The 17273-nt window shown below is 71.2% G+C and carries 12 protein-coding genes; 6 read left to right on the forward strand and 6 right to left on the reverse strand.

Annotation, left to right across the window (positions count from 1 at the left end):
• Positions 1 to 136 precede the first annotated feature (136 nt).
• The 4 genes from glgX to ACU6RU_RS14520 are packed head-to-tail and all read left to right on the forward strand — an operon-like array spanning position 137 to position 7398.
• Positions 137 to 2350: a glycogen debranching protein GlgX gene (glgX, locus tag ACU6RU_RS14505; protein WP_120264184.1), complete on the forward strand. Its 2214-nt coding sequence runs from the start codon at positions 137 to 139 to the stop codon at positions 2348 to 2350.
• Entirely contained in the window at positions 2347 to 4782 is a 2436-nt protein-coding gene (treY, locus tag ACU6RU_RS14510; protein ID WP_446726902.1) for a malto-oligosyltrehalose synthase, read from the forward strand. Before glgX ends, treY begins: the two co-directional genes overlap by 4 nt.
• Entirely contained in the window at positions 4779 to 6515 is a 1737-nt protein-coding gene (gene treZ, locus ACU6RU_RS14515) for a malto-oligosyltrehalose trehalohydrolase (RefSeq protein ID WP_446726903.1), read from the forward strand. Before treY ends, treZ begins: the two co-directional genes overlap by 4 nt.
• Before the next feature lie 31 nt (positions 6516 to 6546).
• The gene (locus ACU6RU_RS14520; protein WP_120264187.1) at positions 6547 to 7398 is read left to right on the forward strand and encodes a tryptophan-rich sensory protein; all 852 of its coding nucleotides are present in this window, start codon (positions 6547 to 6549) and stop codon (positions 7396 to 7398) included.
• 21 nt (positions 7399 to 7419) lie between these two features.
• Here ACU6RU_RS14520 and ACU6RU_RS14525 read toward each other — a convergent pair whose 3' ends face one another.
• Together ACU6RU_RS14525 and ACU6RU_RS14530 are read right to left on the reverse strand one after the other, a co-directional pair.
• Positions 7420 to 8031, reverse strand: a complete 612-nt coding sequence (locus ACU6RU_RS14525; RefSeq protein ID WP_446726904.1) for a hypothetical protein — start codon at positions 8029 to 8031, stop codon at positions 7420 to 7422.
• Between the two features lie 179 nt (positions 8032 to 8210).
• Entirely contained in the window at positions 8211 to 8936 is a 726-nt protein-coding gene (locus ACU6RU_RS14530; protein WP_120264189.1) for a glutamine amidotransferase-related protein, read from the reverse strand.
• Between the two features lie 75 nt (positions 8937 to 9011).
• Between ACU6RU_RS14530 and ACU6RU_RS14535 the strand changes: the two genes are divergently transcribed.
• Positions 9012 to 9311 carry a hypothetical protein gene (locus ACU6RU_RS14535; RefSeq protein ID WP_120264190.1) on the forward strand — a complete coding sequence of 100 codons (300 nt, stop codon included), beginning with the start codon at positions 9012 to 9014 and terminating at the stop codon, positions 9309 to 9311.
• 52 nt (positions 9312 to 9363) lie between these two features.
• On the opposite strand, the gene ACU6RU_RS14540 is transcribed toward ACU6RU_RS14535, so the two are convergent.
• The gene (locus ACU6RU_RS14540; protein ID WP_446726905.1) at positions 9364 to 10128 is read right to left on the reverse strand and encodes a LysR substrate-binding domain-containing protein; all 765 of its coding nucleotides are present in this window, start codon (positions 10126 to 10128) and stop codon (positions 9364 to 9366) included.
• Positions 10129 to 10203: 75 nt separating this feature from the next.
• Positions 10204 to 10611: a transferase gene (locus ACU6RU_RS14545; protein ID WP_120264192.1), complete on the reverse strand. Its 408-nt coding sequence runs from the start codon at positions 10609 to 10611 to the stop codon at positions 10204 to 10206.
• A 230-nt stretch (positions 10612 to 10841) separates the two neighbouring features.
• Here ACU6RU_RS14545 and ACU6RU_RS14550 point away from each other — a divergent pair, with 230 nt between their 5' ends.
• A complete protein-coding gene (locus ACU6RU_RS14550; protein WP_120264193.1) occupies positions 10842 to 11489 on the forward strand; it encodes a YitT family protein in 648 nt (215 codons plus the stop codon).
• Positions 11490 to 11523: 34 nt separating this feature from the next.
• On the opposite strand, the gene ACU6RU_RS14555 is transcribed toward ACU6RU_RS14550, so the two are convergent.
• Positions 11524 to 12297: a DNA-formamidopyrimidine glycosylase family protein gene (locus tag ACU6RU_RS14555; RefSeq protein ID WP_120264194.1), complete on the reverse strand. Its 774-nt coding sequence runs from the start codon at positions 12295 to 12297 to the stop codon at positions 11524 to 11526.
• Entirely contained in the window at positions 12290 to 17101 is a 4812-nt protein-coding gene (locus ACU6RU_RS14560) for an Lhr family ATP-dependent helicase (RefSeq protein ID WP_446726906.1), read from the reverse strand. Before ACU6RU_RS14560 ends, ACU6RU_RS14555 begins: the two co-directional genes overlap by 8 nt.
• Positions 17102 to 17273: the final 172 nt, after the last annotated feature.

Here is a 17273-nt window from a genome sequence, read left to right on the forward strand (position 1 = left end):
CGCCAGGGTCTGCGGATTCGAAGCCCCGTGCATCCGCATCTTGTGGGCGAGTCGACCGGATGAGCGCACTTGTCAAGGGCACCGGGTCGTGTGATTCCGGCTGAGTAGTGTGAGCCTCACGAACAGGGGAGAACACATGCAGGCATGGCCGGGTTCCGCGTATCCGCTCGGAGCGACGTACGACGGTAACGGAACGAACTTCGCTCTCTTCAGCGAAGGAGCCGACAAGGTGGAGCTGTGCCTCTTCGATGAGGACGGCACCGAGACGTGCGTCGAGCTGCGTGACGTCGACGCCTTCGTCTGGCACGCCTATCTGCCCAACGTGCAGCCGGGTCAGCGCTACGGATATCGCGTGCATGGTCCGAACGACCCGGCCGACGGCAAGCGGTTCAACCCGAGCAAGCTGCTGCTCGACCCGTACGCCAAGGCCGTCGAGGGTCAGATCGATTGGGGGCAGCCGGTCTTCGGCTACAACTTCGGCGAGCCCGACTCGTTCAACGACGAGGACTCGGCCGCGCACATGATGAAGGGTGTCGTCGTCAACCCGTTCTTCGACTGGGCGGGCGACCGTCAGCCGAAGATCCCGTACGCCGAGAGCGTGATCTACGAGGCGCACGTCAAGGGCCTGACCCAGCTGCATCCCGACATCCCCGAGGACATCCGCGGAACGTACGCCGGGCTCGCGCACCCTGCCGTCATCGAGCACCTCAAGAAGATCGGAATCACGGCGATCGAGCTGATGCCGGTGCACCAGTTCGTCAACGACTCCACGCTGCAGGAGAAGGGGCTGTCGAACTACTGGGGCTACAACACCATCGCGTTCTTCGCGCCCCAGAACACCTACTCGGCCACGGGTGACCATGGTCAGCAGGTGCAGGAGTTCAAGGCGATGGTCAAGGCGCTGCATGCGGCCGGTATCGAGGTCATCCTCGACGTCGTCTACAACCACACCGCCGAGGGCAACCACATGGGGCCGACCCTGTCGATGCGCGGCATCGACAACGAGGCCTACTACCGCCTGGAAGACGACGACAAGCGTTACTACACCGACTACACCGGCACCGGCAACAGCCTGAACGTCGGCAACCCGCACGCGCTGCAGCTGATCATGGACTCGCTGCGCTACTGGGTGACCGAGATGCATGTCGACGGCTTCCGCTTCGACCTCGCCGCGACCCTCGCGCGAGAGTTCTATGACGTCGACCGGCTGTCGGCCTTCTTCGAGCTCGTGCAGCAGGATCCGATCGTGTCGCAGGTCAAGCTCATCGCCGAGCCGTGGGACATCGGTCCCGGCGGCTACCAGGTCGGCAACTTCCCGCCGCAGTGGACGGAGTGGAACGGCAAGTACCGCGACACGGTCCGCGACTTCTGGCGGGGCGAGGCCTCGACGCTCGGCGAGTTCGCCTCGCGTCTCACCGGCTCGGCCGACCTCTACGAGCACGACGGCCGCTGGCCCGTGGCATCCATCAACTTCGTCACGGCACACGACGGCTTCACCCTGCGCGACCTCGTGTCGTACAACGAGAAGCACAACGACGCCAACGGCGAGGACGGCAACGACGGCGAGTCGCACAACCGCTCCTACAACATGGGCGTCGAAGGACCCACCGACGACCCGCACGTCCTGACGATGCGTGCCCGCCAGCAGCGCAACTTCCTCGCGACGCTGCTCCTCAGCCAGGGCGTGCCGATGATCTGCCACGGTGATGAGCTCGGTCGCACGCAGCAGGGCAACAACAACGGTTACGCGCAGGACAACGAGCTGACGTGGATCCATTGGGATCAGGTCGACCAGCCGCTCATCGAGTTCACCGCAGCCCTCGCGCGTCTGCGCCGGCTGCACCCGACGTTCCGGCGCAGCCGGTTCTTCGACGGGCGTCCGGTGCGGCGCGAAGAGGGCGCTCCGGTGCCCGACATCATGTGGCTGCGACCCGACGGCACCGCGATGCAGCCCGAGGACTGGGACTCCGGGTTCGGGCGCGCGGTCGGCGTCTTCCTCAACGGCGACGGCATCCGCGAGCGCGATCGTCGTGGCGAGGACATCTCCGACGACCACTTCTTCGTGCTGTTCAACGCCGGCGACGACGAAGTGGAGTTCACCGTCCCCTCCGACCAGTACGCCGACCGGTGGGAAGTGCTGATCGACACGAGCGGCGAACTCGTGGGGACCGACCCGCTCGCGGGCGGCAACGCGCTGCAGGTGCGTGCCAAGTCGCTCGTCGTGCTCGGCGAGTACGTCGAGCCCGAGGCCGAGGCCGATCACTCGGTCGCCGCGTCACTCGCGGCCTACACGACGCCGATCGACATCATCCCCGCCGAGGCGCCGACCCCGGAGCTGCCCGGCCGATGACCGCCCCGATCTCGACATACCGGCTGCAGATCCGACCGGCGTTCGACCTCGGAGCCGCGGCGGGCATCACCGACTACCTTCGCGACCTCGGCGTCGACTGGGCCTACCTCTCGCCGTTGCTCGCAGCGGCAGAGGGGTCGGACCACGGGTACGACGTCGTCGACCCGACGACGGTCGATCCGCGCCGCGGCGGCCCCGAGGGGCTGGCGCGCTTCTCGGCGGCTGCTCGGGATGCCGGACTCGGCGTGCTCGTCGACATCGTGCCGAACCATCAGGGTGTCGCGGTGCCCGCCGAGAACCCGTGGTGGTGGGACGTCCTCCGGCACGGCCGGGGGTCGGCGCACGCCGACGCGTTCGACATCGACTGGGAGCACGGCGGGGGCAAGGTCGGTCTGCCGATCCTCGGCTCCACGCTCCGCGAGGCCGTCGCCGCGGGCGAGATCGAGGTCGCGCCGGTCACGGCCGATGAGGCGCACGGCGCCCAGGGCGTCGCCCGCTACTACGACCACGTGCTGCCGCTGGCAGACGGCACCGCCCCCGCGGCGGCGACGACCGACCCCGCGACGGTGGATGCCGTCCTGGCGGCCCAGCACTGGCGCGCCGCGTTCTGGCGCGATGACGCGAGCGAGCTGAACTACCGGCGCTTCTTCGCCGTGAACACGCTCGCGGGTGTGCGGGTCGAATTGCCTGAGGTCTTCGAGGCGAGCCACGCCGAGATCCTCCGCTGGCTGCGCGAGGGTCTGGCCGACGGCCTGCGCATCGACCACCCCGACGGTCTCGCCGACCCGGGCGGATATCTCGAGCAGCTCGCCGAGGCCACCGGCGGCGCGTACGTCGTCGTCGAGAAGATCCTCGAGCACGCTGCGACCGATCATCCTGAGCAGCTTCCGGCGTGGTGGGCGACAGCCGGCACGACCGGCTACGACGCGATGGCCGAGATCGACCGCGTGCTCATCGACCCCGCCGGGGAGAGCCGGCTCGACGATCTCGACGCGTCACTGCGCTCGGCGGATGCTCCGGCGTCGTACGACGAGATCGTTCGCGAGGCCAAGCGTGCGGTCGCCGACACGTTGCAGGCCGCCGAGGTGGGCCGGCTCGTCCGCTGCCTGCCCGACGACGTGCGGAACGAGCTCGGAGCGGATGTCGCCCGCGACGCGTTCGCCGAGCTCCTGACGAGCTTCTCGGTGTATCGCGTGTACCCGCCGGTCGGCGACGAGCTCGTCGCGGAGGCGGTGGCCGCGGCATCCGCATCCCGTCCCGATCTCGCCGACGCCATCGCGGTCCTCGCCCCGCTGGTGACCGCCGGCGACACCGAGCTGAGCCGCCGGTTCGGGCAGACCACCGGCCCGGTCATGGCCAAGGGCGTCGAAGACAGCGCGTTCTACCGGTACCCGCGTGTCGGCACGCTCACCGAGGTGGGCGGCGATCCGGGCGTCTTCGCGCTCGACGTCGCCGGCTTCCACCGCGCACAGGCGCAGCGGCAGGCGATGTGGCCGCAGGCCCTGACGGCGCTGAGCACACACGACACCAAGCGCAGCGAGGACGTCCGGGCCCGGCTGTCGGTCATCGCCGAGGTGCCCGACCGCTGGCGCGACGCGCTCGGACGTCTGCGGGCGATCGCGTCCACCGGCGACGGGCGCCTGGACGACCTGCTCTGGCAGGCGATCGTGGGCGCCTGGCCCGCATCGCCCGACCGGCTGCGCGACTACGCGGAGAAGGCGTCGCGCGAGGGCGGCATCGTCACGACCTGGACCGACCCCGACGAGGATGCCGAGGCGCGCACCGCCTCGCTCGTCGACGCCGCGATCTCGGGCGAGGCCCGCGCGGCCGTCGAAGAAGTCGTCGGCGAGCTGACCATGCCCGGCCGATCGAACTCGCTCGCCGCCAAGCTGCTGCAGCTGACCGCACCGGGGGTGCCGGACGTCTATCAAGGCACCGAGCTGTGGGACCTGTCTCTGGTCGACCCCGACAACCGTCGCGACGTCGACTTCACCGAGCGCCGCGCGCTGCTGGCGAAGCTCGACGGTGGATGGCATCCCGAGATCGACGACTCGGGAGCGGTGAAGCTGCTCGTCGTCTCGCGCGCGCTGCGTCTGCGCCGCGATCGCCCCGAGCTGTTCACGCGCTACGCGCCGCTGCCCGTCGTCGGCCCCGCCGCCGATCACGCCGTCGCATTCGACCGCGGCGGCGCCGTCAGCGTCGCCACACGCCTGCCCGTGGGCCTCGCCGCGCGCGGAGGGTGGGGCGACACGGTCGTGATGGTTCCGCCCGGGCGTCACGTCGACCAGCTGACCGGCCGTGCATGGGACGGCGGCGCCGTGCGGCTGGCCGATCTTCTCGACACCTATCCCGTCGCGCTCCTCGCCGCGGAGCATCCGACCGCCCAGCATCCGACCGCCGACCGTCATTCCGCCGAAGGGGAGAACGCATGATCGAGGTGTGGGCCCCGCGCCCCGACCGGGTGAGGCTCCGACGACCGGATGCCGCGGACGTCGAGCTCTCGCGCTCGGTCGACGGCTGGTGGTCGGCCGACGTCGAGCTCGCGCCGGGCGACCGCTACGGCTTCGTGCTCGGCGACGGTGACGACGCGCGCCCCGACCCGCGCTCGCGGCGGCAGCCCGACGGTGTGCACGGCCTCTCCGCGGTCGACGATCCGTCGTCGTTCGCGTGGACGGACCACGGCTGGACCGGTCGGCCGCTGGCCGGCGGCATCATCTACGAGCTGCACATCGGCACCTTCACCAGCTCCGGCACGCTCGACGCCGCCATCGGCCGGCTCGACCATCTCGTCGAGCTCGGTGTGACCCACGTCGAGCTGCTGCCGGTCAACGCGTTCAACGGCACCCACAACTGGGGCTACGACGGGGTGCTCTGGTACGCGGTGCAGGAGAGCTACGGCGGGCCGGAGGCCTACCGCCGGTTCGTCGACGCCGCGCACGCGGCCGGGCTCGCCGTCATCCAGGATGTCGTCTACAACCACCTCGGTCCCTCCGGCAACTACCTGCCCGAGTACGGCCCGTACCTGCGCGACGGCCGTCGCAACACGTGGGGCGACAGCGTCAACCTCGATGAGGATGCCGTTCGCGAGTACATCATCGGCAACGCCGAGATGTGGCTGCGCGACTTCCACGTCGACGGACTGCGGCTCGACGCCGTGCACGCCCTGCACGACGACGACAGCCCGCTGCACGTCCTCGGCGAGATCTCCGACCGGGTCGACGCGCTCAGCACTCACCTCGGGCGCCCCCTGACGCTCATCGCAGAGAGCGACATGAACGATCCCGTCATGATCCTGCCGCGCGAGGCGGGCGGCCACGGGATGACGGCGCAGTGGTCGGACGACTGGCACCACTCCGTGCACGTCGCGCTCACGGGCGAGACGGTCGGCTACTACGCCGACTTCGACGCGCTCGACGCCCTGCCGAAGACCTGGAACGCGGGCTTCTTCCACGACGGCACCTACTCTTCGTTCCGGGGCCGCGATCACGGTCGTCCGCTGCCGCCGGAATCGCCGTCGTGGCGGCTCGTGACGTTCGCGCAGGATCACGACCAGATCGGCAACCGCGCCGCGGGCGACCGGCTCTCGGCGACGCTGGATGCCGATCGGCTCGCGGTCGCCGCCGTCCTCACGCTCACGGCGCCGGGCACTCCGATGCTGTTCATGGGCGAGGAGTGGGGAGCGTCCACGCCGTGGCAGTTCTTCACATCGCACCCCGAGCCCGAACTCGCCGAAGCGACCGCGGCCGGTCGCAAGCAGGAATTCGCCGAGATGGGCTGGGACGAAGACCTCGTGCCCGATCCCAACGACCCGGCCACCTTCCTGCGGTCGAAACTCGACTGGACCGAGGCGCACGAGGGCGATCACGCGCGCCTGCTGTCTCTGTACCGCGAGCTGGGCCGGCTGCGTCGTTCGGTCCCCGACCTGACCGATCCCCGCTTCACCGCGCGCGGTGCCGGGGCGTCGGAGGGTGAGGGCGGCCGGCTCTACGACCTGCAGCGCGGCCGCGCACGCGTGCTGGCGAACCTCTCGCGCGAGCCGTGGCGGGTCGAGCTGCGCGGTGATACGGTCTGGCTCGAGACGCGGCCGGGCCGGATCGTCGACGAGATGCTCGTCGTGGAGCCGAACTCCGCCGCCATCGTGGGGCCGGATCTGTCAAGCGGATGACCGAGGGCGGCGCCGGATCTACCGTGGGGTGATGAGCACCACAGCCCACCACGCCGCACGGTCTCCGCGGCAGCCGTCCGACCTCGTTCGGCAGATCGCGGTCATCTCGGCCGTCGTCTTCATGATCATCGCGGCGATGGTCGGCACGGGCCTGTTCGGCGGGACGAACGTGCGCGACCTGCAGGGCGGTGCGCTCGACGCCGACTCGACGGTGCTCGCCCCGGGGACGCAGGCCTTCAGCATCTGGTCCGTCATCTACCTCTTCATGATCGGCTACACGGTCTGGCAGGCGTTGCCCGCGCAGCGCTCGCGCGACCGGCAGCGGCTCGTGGGGTGGTGGATCGCGTTGACGGCCGTCCTCAACGGGGGATGGCTGCTCGCGGCGCAGTTCACGACGCTGCCGCTCACGGTCGTCGCGATCGTCGCGCTGCTCGCCGCTCTCGGATGGACGTTCCGGCTGCTCGTGCTGTCGCGGCCCCGGTCGGCCGGCGACCGGCTGCTGATGGACGCCACGGTGGGCCTCCACCTCGGGTGGGTGTCGCTGGCCACGGTCGCCAACGTGACCGCGTGGCTCAGCCGGACGGTGCCCGAGTCGTGGGGAGCGCAGGCGGACGTGTGGGGTGTGGCCGTGCTCGTGGTCGTCGCCGCGGTCGGCGTCGGCATCGCCGCCTTCTCGCGTGGCCGGCCGTCGCCCATCATCGCGCTGTCGTGGGGTCTGGCATGGGTCGCGATCGCCCGGACGACCGATCAGCCCCACTCGACCCCGGTCGCCGTCGCCGCCGTCGCGGTCATCGTCGTGGTGGTGGCTGCGGCAGCCGTCACGGCCTGGCGCTCGAACGGCCGCGAGCACCGCGGCATCCTGCGCCGACCGCGCACGGCCTGACAGCCGGCGCGCCAGGCGGCTTCAGCCCCGCGGATGCGACGAATGTATCGCCCACAGCCCCAACGATCGCAGCGCTCGTGCGTAGGCCCGGTTCAGCTGCGCCGGTGGGTGGACGCTGAGCTGCGCGAGAAGGTGCGAACGGCAGATGATCGCCGCGCACAGGCGGTAGGCCTCGTCGACGACGCCTGCCTCGTTCCATCGCGATTGCGAGCGCGCCAGTGCTGCGATGTCGACGAGGGTGGGGTACTGCGCATCGAGGAACTCCTTCACCGACCCGTGCTGCTCGACGAATGGTCCACGTGGACCGCGCGGCTTGCGGCGGGCGAGCTCCGCGCCCAGGTGATCCGTCTGCGTCTGAACCGACCGGCGAGCTGCCCGTAGTCGCGCGGCGGTGGGTGCTCCCAGCGGCGTGCTGTCGAGGCGCTGCCGGACCGCGACCGCGAAATCCGCCAGCCGGTCGGCGGCCGTCGCGACGGGCGGGTGGGACGAGCGGTCCTCCAGGTCGGCGAGCGCGGGGGTCAGGTGTGCGAGGAGCCAGAACGCCGCGTCATCCGAGAACACGAACAGCGTCCCGCCGTCGCATCGAACAGCGGTCATGTCTGGTCCGCGAACCGCGGCGGTGATCGTGGTCACGACGTCTCCTTCGTCCGGGCCGGATGCGCGCCCGATGGCGAGACCTCGTGGCCGGTCCGATCTGACGAGAGATGCTCAGAGCGTTACCGAAACGTGATGTTTGCGCGATGGTGATACAACCGTCGGCGTCGCAAGGCCACACACGCACCGTCGATCCGACGGATGTATCGCGCTCGGCGTCAGAACGTGGCGGCGAAGGCGGCGAGGAGGCGGCTCGGCTCGGTCACGGGGGCCGCGAGCACCCGAGCCGCGACGCGATCGTAATCGTCGGCATCGAAGTAGCCGTCGTTGCGGTAGACCGTCATGCGCTCCGTGAAGTCCCGCGGGGTCGGCTCGGGGTGGAACTGCGTCGCGTACAGGCGATCGCCCACCCGGTAGGCCTGCACCGGGCACTCGTCGTTCGTCGCGAGCAGCACCGCTCCGGCCGGAAGCGTCTCGGTGCCCTCCTTGTGCGCCGTGAGCGCCGTGAAGGTGGGGGAGAGCGAGCCGAGCAGCGGGTCGGCCCGTCCGGCATCCGTCAGCGTCACCTCGGTCGGCCCGGTGTCTTCCGGGAAGTCGCGCGAGATCGTGCCGCCGAGGTGCGTGGTCGCCACGCCGATGCCGAAGCAGGTGAACAGCGCAGCCGTCTGAGCGGATGCCGCGGCCTCGGCGATCCGGGCGAGGTCGGCCTCCAGCCGCAACTGTCCCTCCGGCTTCGCACCGGGATCGTCGGTGGCGTTGAACGGGCTGCCGCCGACGACGAAGCCGCGCCAGCGCGTGAACGCGTCAGCGGGCAGGGCGTCGCGGGTCAGGTCGATGCGCTCGAGCGCGGACTCGTCGAGACCCATGGCGGTCCTGAACGAGGCGTACTCGGCCTCGGCGGCCGTCTGCTGCGGGCGCACGCAGACGTACACGAGCGGGGCCATGCCGAAAGTCTAGGGGCCGCGTCGACGCCGCCCGGCGGGGATGACCTTCCGTGACGAGAGGTGCACAATGGCCCGATGACAGCGCGTGTGATCGTCACCGACCCGACCGGGATCAGCGGGGTGCTCGATCGGCTCGATGCGGCCGCGGCGTCTCGGGGCTGGCGGGTGCGCCGCCCCGCCGACGCATCCGGCATCGAGGCGCGGGCACGCGAGGCGCGGGCGTCGATGCGGCTGCCGGTCCCAGTCGTCGTCGAGCTCGAGGCGGATCCGGATGCCGTCGCGGCCGACGATCCGATCGACGCCGTCACTCTGCTGACACGCACTCCGGTGCCGGGGGCGATCCCCGACGGCGAGCGGCGGCTGCACGGAGCGTGACTCCCGGCGTGGATCGACCCGGACCGCGTCGGCGTCCGTCAGGGCGACGGATTCAACGCGACGAGTTCGCGGTGCGGCCGCGGACGATCCCGATGAAGGTCTCGACGAGAGGCGTGGTCGCTTCCGTCTGCCACGCGAGCGCAATCGTCGAGGTCGGCGCATCGACGACGGGGCGGAAGGCCGTGTCTTTGCGATGGTGCAGCCGCGCGAGTGACATCGGCACGAGCACGATGCCGACGCCCGTGGCGGCCGTGGCGACCGCATCTTCCGTCGTCGCGAGGGCGGGGAAGGCGGGGGCGACGGCGCCAGGCACCTCGAGTCCCAGGGGATTGTCAGCGGGCACGATCACGACCTCGCCGACGAGATCGGCGAGGGTCAGTTCGTCGGCGGCAGTGAGCGACGAGTCGGCGCCGCACACGACGACCGTCGTCTCGTCGTAGAGCGGAATGACGCTCAACCCGGAGCGGTCGATCGGAAGCCGGACGAGGGCAGCGTCGACGTCGCCGTCCGCGAGAGCGGCGGCCTGGTCGTCGAATCCGACCGTGACGAGGTCGATCGGGTTGCCCGGCATCCGCTGTTTCCACACGTCGATCCACTTGCCCGGCGTGGCGCCCGGGGCAGCCCCGAGGCGGAACGACCCGAGAGCAGCGGTGTCGGGGCGTGCGGTTCCCGGTTCACGGCGCGGCGGCACCGTCCGGTCCCCCGTGCTGCCGCTTCCGGCGCGCCGGCCGGGGGAGGGAGCGCCACGGCGTCCGGGTGCGCCCGTGCCGCGGCCGCCGCTGCGCGCGGGGCGGCCCGAGGGGCGTCCGGGTGTCATGCGTGAAGCGTATCCCGGGTTCGCGGCAGCCGAACGGTCGAGCGTCCGGCGCCGGCGGAGGCGAACGTCGTCAGATCACGCCGCCAGGCGGAGCCCGCGCTGGTCCGTCGCCACGTGCTCGCCGTCGGCGATGTTCTCGTCGTCACCGATGAGAGACCCGCCCGCGACGTGCGCGTGCGCCCCGATGAAGGCGCGGATGCCGATCTTCGCCCGCGGGCCGATGGCCGCGCCGGATCCGACGTGCGCGTGCGGCGCGATCTCGGCGTTGGGGCCGATGACCGCTTCGCGCTCGATCCATACGCCGCGGCCGATGTGAGCGCCCGCCGCGACCTGCACACCGGGTTCGACGTAGGCGCCTGCTTCGACGAGCGCTGTCGGGTGCACCTTGGCCCCGTTCGCGATCAAGCCTCGACCGTTCGCGTGCTTGCGGTAACGCAGCGTCTCTCCACGGTCGTTCTCGATGTCGATGTAGTTCTTGCCCACGATCCCCTCCGACAGTTCCGGTTCCGGTACTGAGTACTGGAAACAACCCCACGATCCGCGTTTTCATTCCCAAGAATCATTCGGAGCGGCGGCCCGACCGGTTTGCTGGAACAAGCGTGCGACGTTCCGCCGCCGAGGTCGAAGGGGTGTGCGAGGTGACGTCGGCGCGATAACATGCCCGGCTCGCGCCGGATGATGACCGCGCCCCTGTCGTTTGCGAGGATGGGCGGGTGGAGCCTACTCGCGCACCCTCGACCGGACCCTCCCTCGTCTTCGAGGCCGCGCTGACACGTCACACCCGCGCGGAGGACCTGCTCGGCATCGTGACGGGCACTTTCGTGGCATCCCTCGGTCTGTACCTGCTGCAGTCGTCGGGCTCGGTGACCGGGGGCACAGCCGGCCTCGCGCTCCTCCTCGGTTACGCGACGGGATGGTCGTTCCCGGTTCTGTTCGCGGTCGTGAACGCGCCGTTCGCGGCGCTGGCGCTGTGGAAGAAGGGGGTGTCGTTCACGATCCGCACCTTCGTGTCGATCGGTCTCGTGTCGGCGTTCACCTTCGTCCACCAGCACCTGCTGCAGTTCGCGAGCATCGAACCGATCTACGGCACCCTGGGTGGCAACCTGCTCGCCGGCGTCGGTCTGCTGATCCTGTTCCGGCACCGATCGAGCCTCGGCGGGGTCAACATCATCGCCCTCGTCCTGCAGGAGCGCGCCGGCTTCAGCGCGGGATGGACGCAGATGATCTTCGACGTCGTGATCATCGCCTCCGCGCTGCTGGTGCTCGCCTGGCCGGCCGTGCTGCTCAGCGCCGCCGGCGCGGTCGTGCTGAGTGTCGTCCTCGTGCTGAACCACCGGCCCGGCCGCTACATCGGCCGCTGAGCGCTGGTCCCGCCGGGGGCGGGCTCCGGTGGGCTCAGCTCTGGCAGCGCGGGCACCAGAAGACGTTGCGCTCGCTCGTGGGCAGAGCCCCGATCTCGTCGGCCCGGATGAGTGTCCCGCATCGCCGGCACGGCTTGTTCTCGCGCCCGTAGACCCACATCCGCTGCCCGGGGCGGTCGTTGCCGGTGAAGGTGCGTGCCGCGCGGTCGCGGTTCGCGTGGATCATCCGGTAGCCGGTCTCGAGCACGCTGGCGGCGTCGATCTCGGTGGCGGGGGTCGTGGGGAGGATGCCGCGCACGAACAGCAGCTCGTTCGCGTAGACGTTGCCGAAGCCGGCGACGTTGCGCTGATCGAGCAGGGCGACGTGAGCCGCTCGCGAGTCCGAGCTCACGCGCCGCACGGCCTCGTCGAGATCCCAGTCGGGACCGAGCAGGTCGGGCCCGAGGTGGCCGACGAGACGGTCTTCGTCGGCGGTCGGCAGCACTTCGACCATCGCGAGCTCGAAGCCGACGGCGTCTCGGTCGCGCGTCCCGACGATCGCACGCGCCTGGAACGCGGGTGCCCGCCAGCGCTCACCGTGACGGTAGACGTGCCAGCGTCCCTCCATCTTCAGATGCGAGTGCAGGCTGTACGATCCCAGGCGCAGCAGCAGATGCTTGCCGCGCGCGATCGACGACGAGACGGTCTCACCGCGCAGATCGGCCGTCGCGCTGCCGGGAACACGGATGTCGAAACGGGTGACCTCCTGCCCGACGAGGGCCTCGCCCAGCTTGCGCGCGGCGCGGAAGACGGTGTCGCCCTCAGGCACGCTCGGTGCTCCCCGACATCGCCGTCCGCGAGCCCGCGGTCAGCCGCCGCAGGGTCAGCCCTCGAGACGACTCGACGAAACCTCCCGCGCGCAGTGCCCGGCCCGTCGGGGTGTTGTAGACGAACTCGCCGTTGACCTGCTCGACGGTCAGGGTGTCGAGTCGCCGCGCCTGAGCGGTTCTCACGAGGTCTGCCGCGGCCGCGGTGAGCACCTCTTCGTCGTCGGTGAACGCGAGCGCAGAGCGCCCGCCGCGTTCGAGGTAGAGCACGAGCGCACCGTCGACGAGGACGACCACGCCACCCGCCTTCCGCCCGGGGCGGTGCGAGACGCCCTCGAGCGCCGGCCAGCCGAGGGCTGCCCCGTACGGATTCGCCGGGTCGGTGGCGGCGAGCGTCACGGCGCGGCGCGGCGGCGGGTCGGGCAGGGCTGCGAACTCGCGCAGCCGGTCGACGGTCACGGATGCCGCGAACTGCGCGGCGCCGAGCGTCTCGATGACGTAGCCGCGGCGGCAATGGCCCGCCTCTTCGAAGCCGGCGAGCACACGGTACACCTGCGCGAAACCGCCGGGCACGCCCTCGGACTGCACGCTGCCTCGTGTGACGACGCCATAGCGGTCGAGCAGCAGTCCGGCGGAGGCCGTGACGCGGAGCGACGGATCGGGCTCGACCGCGGGGAGCAGCGACCATCGGCCGCCGAGGGTCGACGGGCGCGGCGCCGCAGGCGTCGTCGTGGGGCGTGCCAGCGGCGTGCCCCGGTACAGGCGGGACCGGGGCGTGCGACGGGCGCTCCGATGCGCTTGCGAGCCGCCCGACAGGAGCGAGCGGACCGGTGTGAACGTGTCGTTGGTCAGGCGACCGGCCCACGCGAGGCGCCACAGCGCGTCGAGCACGCTCTGCTCGTTGGGGGCGCCGACGGCGGCGACGAGCTGTCCCGCGAACCAGCCGCCGCCGACGGCGAGAGCCTCGAGGATGCGCACGTCGAGGTCGCCCGAGGTCGCCGACTCGTCGATGTCGGAATCTGCGTCGGCCAGCGCGAGGGTGAGCGGAGCCATGTCGGCGGGGTGGAGCGCGATCCAGCCGTCTCGCCCCGGCAGGGTGCCGTGCCCCGACCACACCACCTCGCCCGTCGCCGTCAGCTCGTCGAGCATCCCGGGGGCGTAGTCGCGCACGCGAGAGGGGAGGACGAGCGACTCCCAGGCGCTCGCGGGGATCGGGACGCCCGCGAGCTGCTCGATCACGGCGGCGACGCCGTCGACGCCCTCGAGAGGCCGGGTGACGTGCTGCCAGACGGGCAGGAATCGAGCGAACGCCTCGGGAGAGACCGGCTCGACGCTGCCGCGGATCGCGGCCAGCGACCGCATCCGGAGTCGCCGCAGCACCTCCGAGTCGCACCATTCGAGGTCGTCGGCCTCGGAACCGGTCGACTCGGGCAGGAAGTAGCCGCTCGCGATGCGTCCCTGCGACTCGAGGCGCTGCAGCGTCTGACGCGCGACGGCGCTGCCGATGCCGAGCCGCATCGCGACGTCGGCGGTGCGGAACGGCCCGTGAGTGCGGGCGTGGCGCGCGACGAGGTCGGCGAGGGGATCGACGACCGGCTCGAGGAACGCGGTGGGGATACCCACGGGGAGGGCGGCGCCCAGCGCGTCGCGCAGGCGCCCGGCATCCTCGATCGCCGCGGTGCGCTGCACGCCCGCGATCGTGACGGGTATCGCCCGACGGGCGGTCACGAGCTGCTGGAGCAGCTCGGCCGCCTCGGCGACCCGCCGTGGGGGAGGAGCATCGCCGACCGGAGGAGCGGGCGCGGCCTTCGTGTCCTCTGCTGTCCCGATCGCCTCCGCTGCGCCGGTGGACTCTTCGAGCCGGGCTGCGATCTCTTCGGCGTCGAGTGGCCCCAGCAGGCGGAGCAGGTCGGCGACCCCCTCGACCCCCCGCGCGCGACGATCCGGGGCGAGGCGCTGCGCCTCACGCTCGAACTGGGCGATGACGTCGGGATCGAGCAGCTCGCGCATCTCGACCTTGCCGAGCAGTTCTGACAGCAGCGCCGGGTCGACCGAGAGGGCAGCGGCGCGGCGTTCGGCGAGCGGAGAATCGCCCTCGTACATGAACGCGCCGACGTAGCCGAAGAGCAGATCGCGGGCGTAGGGCGAGGGCTGCGACGTCGTCGTCTCGACGAGGCGGATGCGGCGGTCGGCGATGCTGCGGGTGATGCGCAGCAGGGCCGGCAGGTCGTACACGTCCTGCAGCACCTCGCGAAGGGTCTCGAGGATGATCGGGAACGACGGATGCCGGCGGGCCACCTCGAGCAGCTGAGCCGAGCGCTGCCGCTGCTGCCACAGCGGCGCGCGCTTGTTCGGGTTGAGTCTCGGCAGCAGCAGGGCGCGCGCCGCGCATTCGCGGAAGCGCGAAGCGAACAGAGCCGAACCGCCGACCTCGTCGGTGACGATCTGCTCGAGCTCGTCGGCGTCGAACACGAAGAGGTCGGCACCGGGCGGCTCGGCCGCGGCATCCGGCACCCGCGCGATGATGCCGTCGTCGCTCGCGACGGCCGCACCCTCGACGCCCAGACGCTCGCGGATGCGCGCGTTGACCGCCAGCGCCCAGGGTGCGTGGACGTGCATGCCGTACGGGGAATGGAGGATGACGCGCCAGTCGCCGACCTCGTCGCGCGAGCGCTCGACCGTGAGGGTGCGGTCCGTCGGCAGGCTGCCGGTCGCCTCGCGCTGCTCGGCGAGGTGGGCGAGGAGGTTCTCGATCGCGTAGTCGTCGAGCCCCGATTCGCGCAGCCGTTCGGTTGCCTTCTCGGGGCCGGCAGCCGACACCTCTCGGCTGAACTTCCCCAGTGCCTCGCCGAGCTCGGCCGGACGCCCCAGGCCGTCGCCGTGCCAGAAGGGGAGCTTGCCCGGTTGGCCGAACGCGGGCACGACGTTGACCCGGTCGTGGGTGATCTCCACGATGCGCCAGCTCGTCGTGCCGAGGGTGAAGACGTCGTTGACTCGTGACTCGTAGACCATCTCCTCGTCGAGCTCGCCGACGCGGGCGTTGCGGCTCTCGCCGGCGACGAAGACCCCGAACAGGCCACGATCGGGGATCGTGCCGCCGCTCGTGACCGCGATGCGCTGTGCGCCGGGGCGGCCGGTGAGCGTGCCCTGGTCGCGATCCCACACCAGTCGCGGCCGCAACTCGGCGAACTCGTCGGACGGGAAGCGGCCGGCCAGCAGGTCGAGCGTCGCCTCGTAGGCCGAGCGGGGGAGGGTGCGGAACGGGGCGCTGCGCCGAACCGTCTCGAACCAGGCCTCGACCTCGATCGTGCCGGTCGCGCATGCGGCGATCGTCTGCTGGGCGAGGATGTCGAGGGGGTTCTGCGGCACCGCGATCGCCTCGATCTTGCCCGCCAGCATCCGCTCGGTGACGACCGCCGTGTGCAGGACGTCGCCCCGGTGCTTCGGGAAGAGGGCCGCCCGGCTGACCTCGCCGACCTGGTGACCGGCCCGACCGACGCGCTGCAGGCCGGATGCCGCGGACGGCGGCGCCTCGACCTGGATGACGAGATCGACGGCGCCCATGTCGATGCCGAGCTCGAGGCTCGAGGTCGCGACGACGCAGCGGAGCACACCCGACTTCAGCTCGTCCTCGACCTGGGCGCGCTGCTCTTTCGAGACCGAGCCGTGGTGGGCCTTCGCCAGCACGGGCTCAGCGCCGGCGGAGGCGCCGGCCTGCGCCATCATGCCCGCGGGAACGGTGGGCTCGGGGAGCTCACCTCCGAGACGCTCGGTGTAGATCTCGTTGAGGCGTCCGGTGAGGCGTTCGGCGAGGCGCCGCGAGTTCGAGAACACGATCGTCGAGCGGTGCTGCAGGATGCGGTCGACGATCGCCTCCTCGACGTGGGGCCACACCGATCCGGTGACCTCCGTCGCCTGCGGCGCGCGGTACCAGGCGCCGTCACCGTCGTCACCGTCGTCATCGCCGTCATCGTCATCGCGACCGCGTGGGGCGCCCGCCTCTTCGGCGCCCGGAGGAGCCGGGGGATGCAGCATGTCGGGGATGGGCACGACGACGTTGAGGTCGAACGCCTTGGTGGCCCGCGGAGCGACGATCTCGACGGGAGCCGCGCCGCCGAGGAAGCGTGCCACCTCGTCGATCGGGCGCACGGTGGCCGAGAGGCCGATGCGTTGAGCCGGCTTGTCGAGGAGCGCGTCGAGGCGTTCGAGGCTCACGGCCAGATGCGCGCCGCGCTTCGTCGCCGCCACCGCATGCACTTCGTCGACGATGACGGTGTGCACGCCGCGCAGTGTCTCGGAGGCCTGCGACGTGAGCATCAGATAGAGCGACTCGGGGGTCGTGATGAGGATGTCGGGCGGCCGGGCGACGAGCGCGCGCCGATCGGACGAGGAGGTGTCGCCGGAACGCACTCCGACGGTCACCTCCGGCACCGTTTGCCCGAGCCGACGCGCCGACTGGCCGATGCCGACGAGAGGGGAGCGCAGGTTGCGCTCGACGTCGACGCCGAGCGCCTTCAACGGCGAGATGTAGAGCACGCGGGTGTCGGCCGGCGCGGCATCCGTTCTGCGGCGTTTCGCCGGCTTGTCGTCGACGGGGCCGGCCGCCGCCTTGTCGCGGAAGATCCGGTCGATCGCCCAGAGGAACGCCGACAGGGTCTTGCCCGAGCCGGTCGGGGCGACCACGAGGGCGTGCTTGCCGGCGGAGATGGCATCCCACGCGCCGGCCTGTGCCGAGGTCGGCTTCGAGAACGCGCCACGGAACCAGTCCGCGGTGGGCGCGGAGAATCGGGCGAGCACATCGGCCATGCCTTCATCTTCGCGCGGACCTCCGACATCGGCGCGGTCTTGCGCCCGCGGCATCCGCCATGCCAGCCCGCCCCCGCCCCCGCCCCGCCCCGCCCCGCGAGGTCCCACTTGGGCCGGGAACAGGACGGGCATTCCCGGCCCAACGGGGACCTCGGTGTTGTCGGCCCGGCCC

This window comes from Microbacterium sp. F1-18, assembly GCF_052921305.1.

Excerpts from the sequence above, each read along its gene's own strand:
- ACU6RU_RS14540 (WP_446726905.1), bottom strand. The coding sequence starts at position 10,128 with ATGACACCCGGACGCCCCTCGGGCCGCCCCGCGCGCAGCGGCGGCCGC.
- ACU6RU_RS14560 (WP_446726906.1), bottom strand. The coding sequence starts at position 17,101 with ATGGCCGATGTGCTCGCCCGATTCTCCGCGCCCACCGCGGACTGGTTC.
- ACU6RU_RS14520 (WP_120264187.1), top strand. The coding sequence starts at position 6,547 with ATGAGCACCACAGCCCACCACGCCGCACGGTCTCCGCGGCAGCCGTCC.
- ACU6RU_RS14535 (WP_120264190.1), top strand. The coding sequence starts at position 9,012 with ATGACAGCGCGTGTGATCGTCACCGACCCGACCGGGATCAGCGGGGTG.
- treY (WP_446726902.1), top strand. The coding sequence starts at position 2,347 with ATGACCGCCCCGATCTCGACATACCGGCTGCAGATCCGACCGGCGTTC.
- treZ (WP_446726903.1), top strand. The coding sequence starts at position 4,779 with ATGATCGAGGTGTGGGCCCCGCGCCCCGACCGGGTGAGGCTCCGACGA.
- ACU6RU_RS14530 (WP_120264189.1), bottom strand. The coding sequence starts at position 8,936 with ATGGCCCCGCTCGTGTACGTCTGCGTGCGCCCGCAGCAGACGGCCGCC.
- glgX (WP_120264184.1), top strand. The coding sequence starts at position 137 with ATGCAGGCATGGCCGGGTTCCGCGTATCCGCTCGGAGCGACGTACGAC.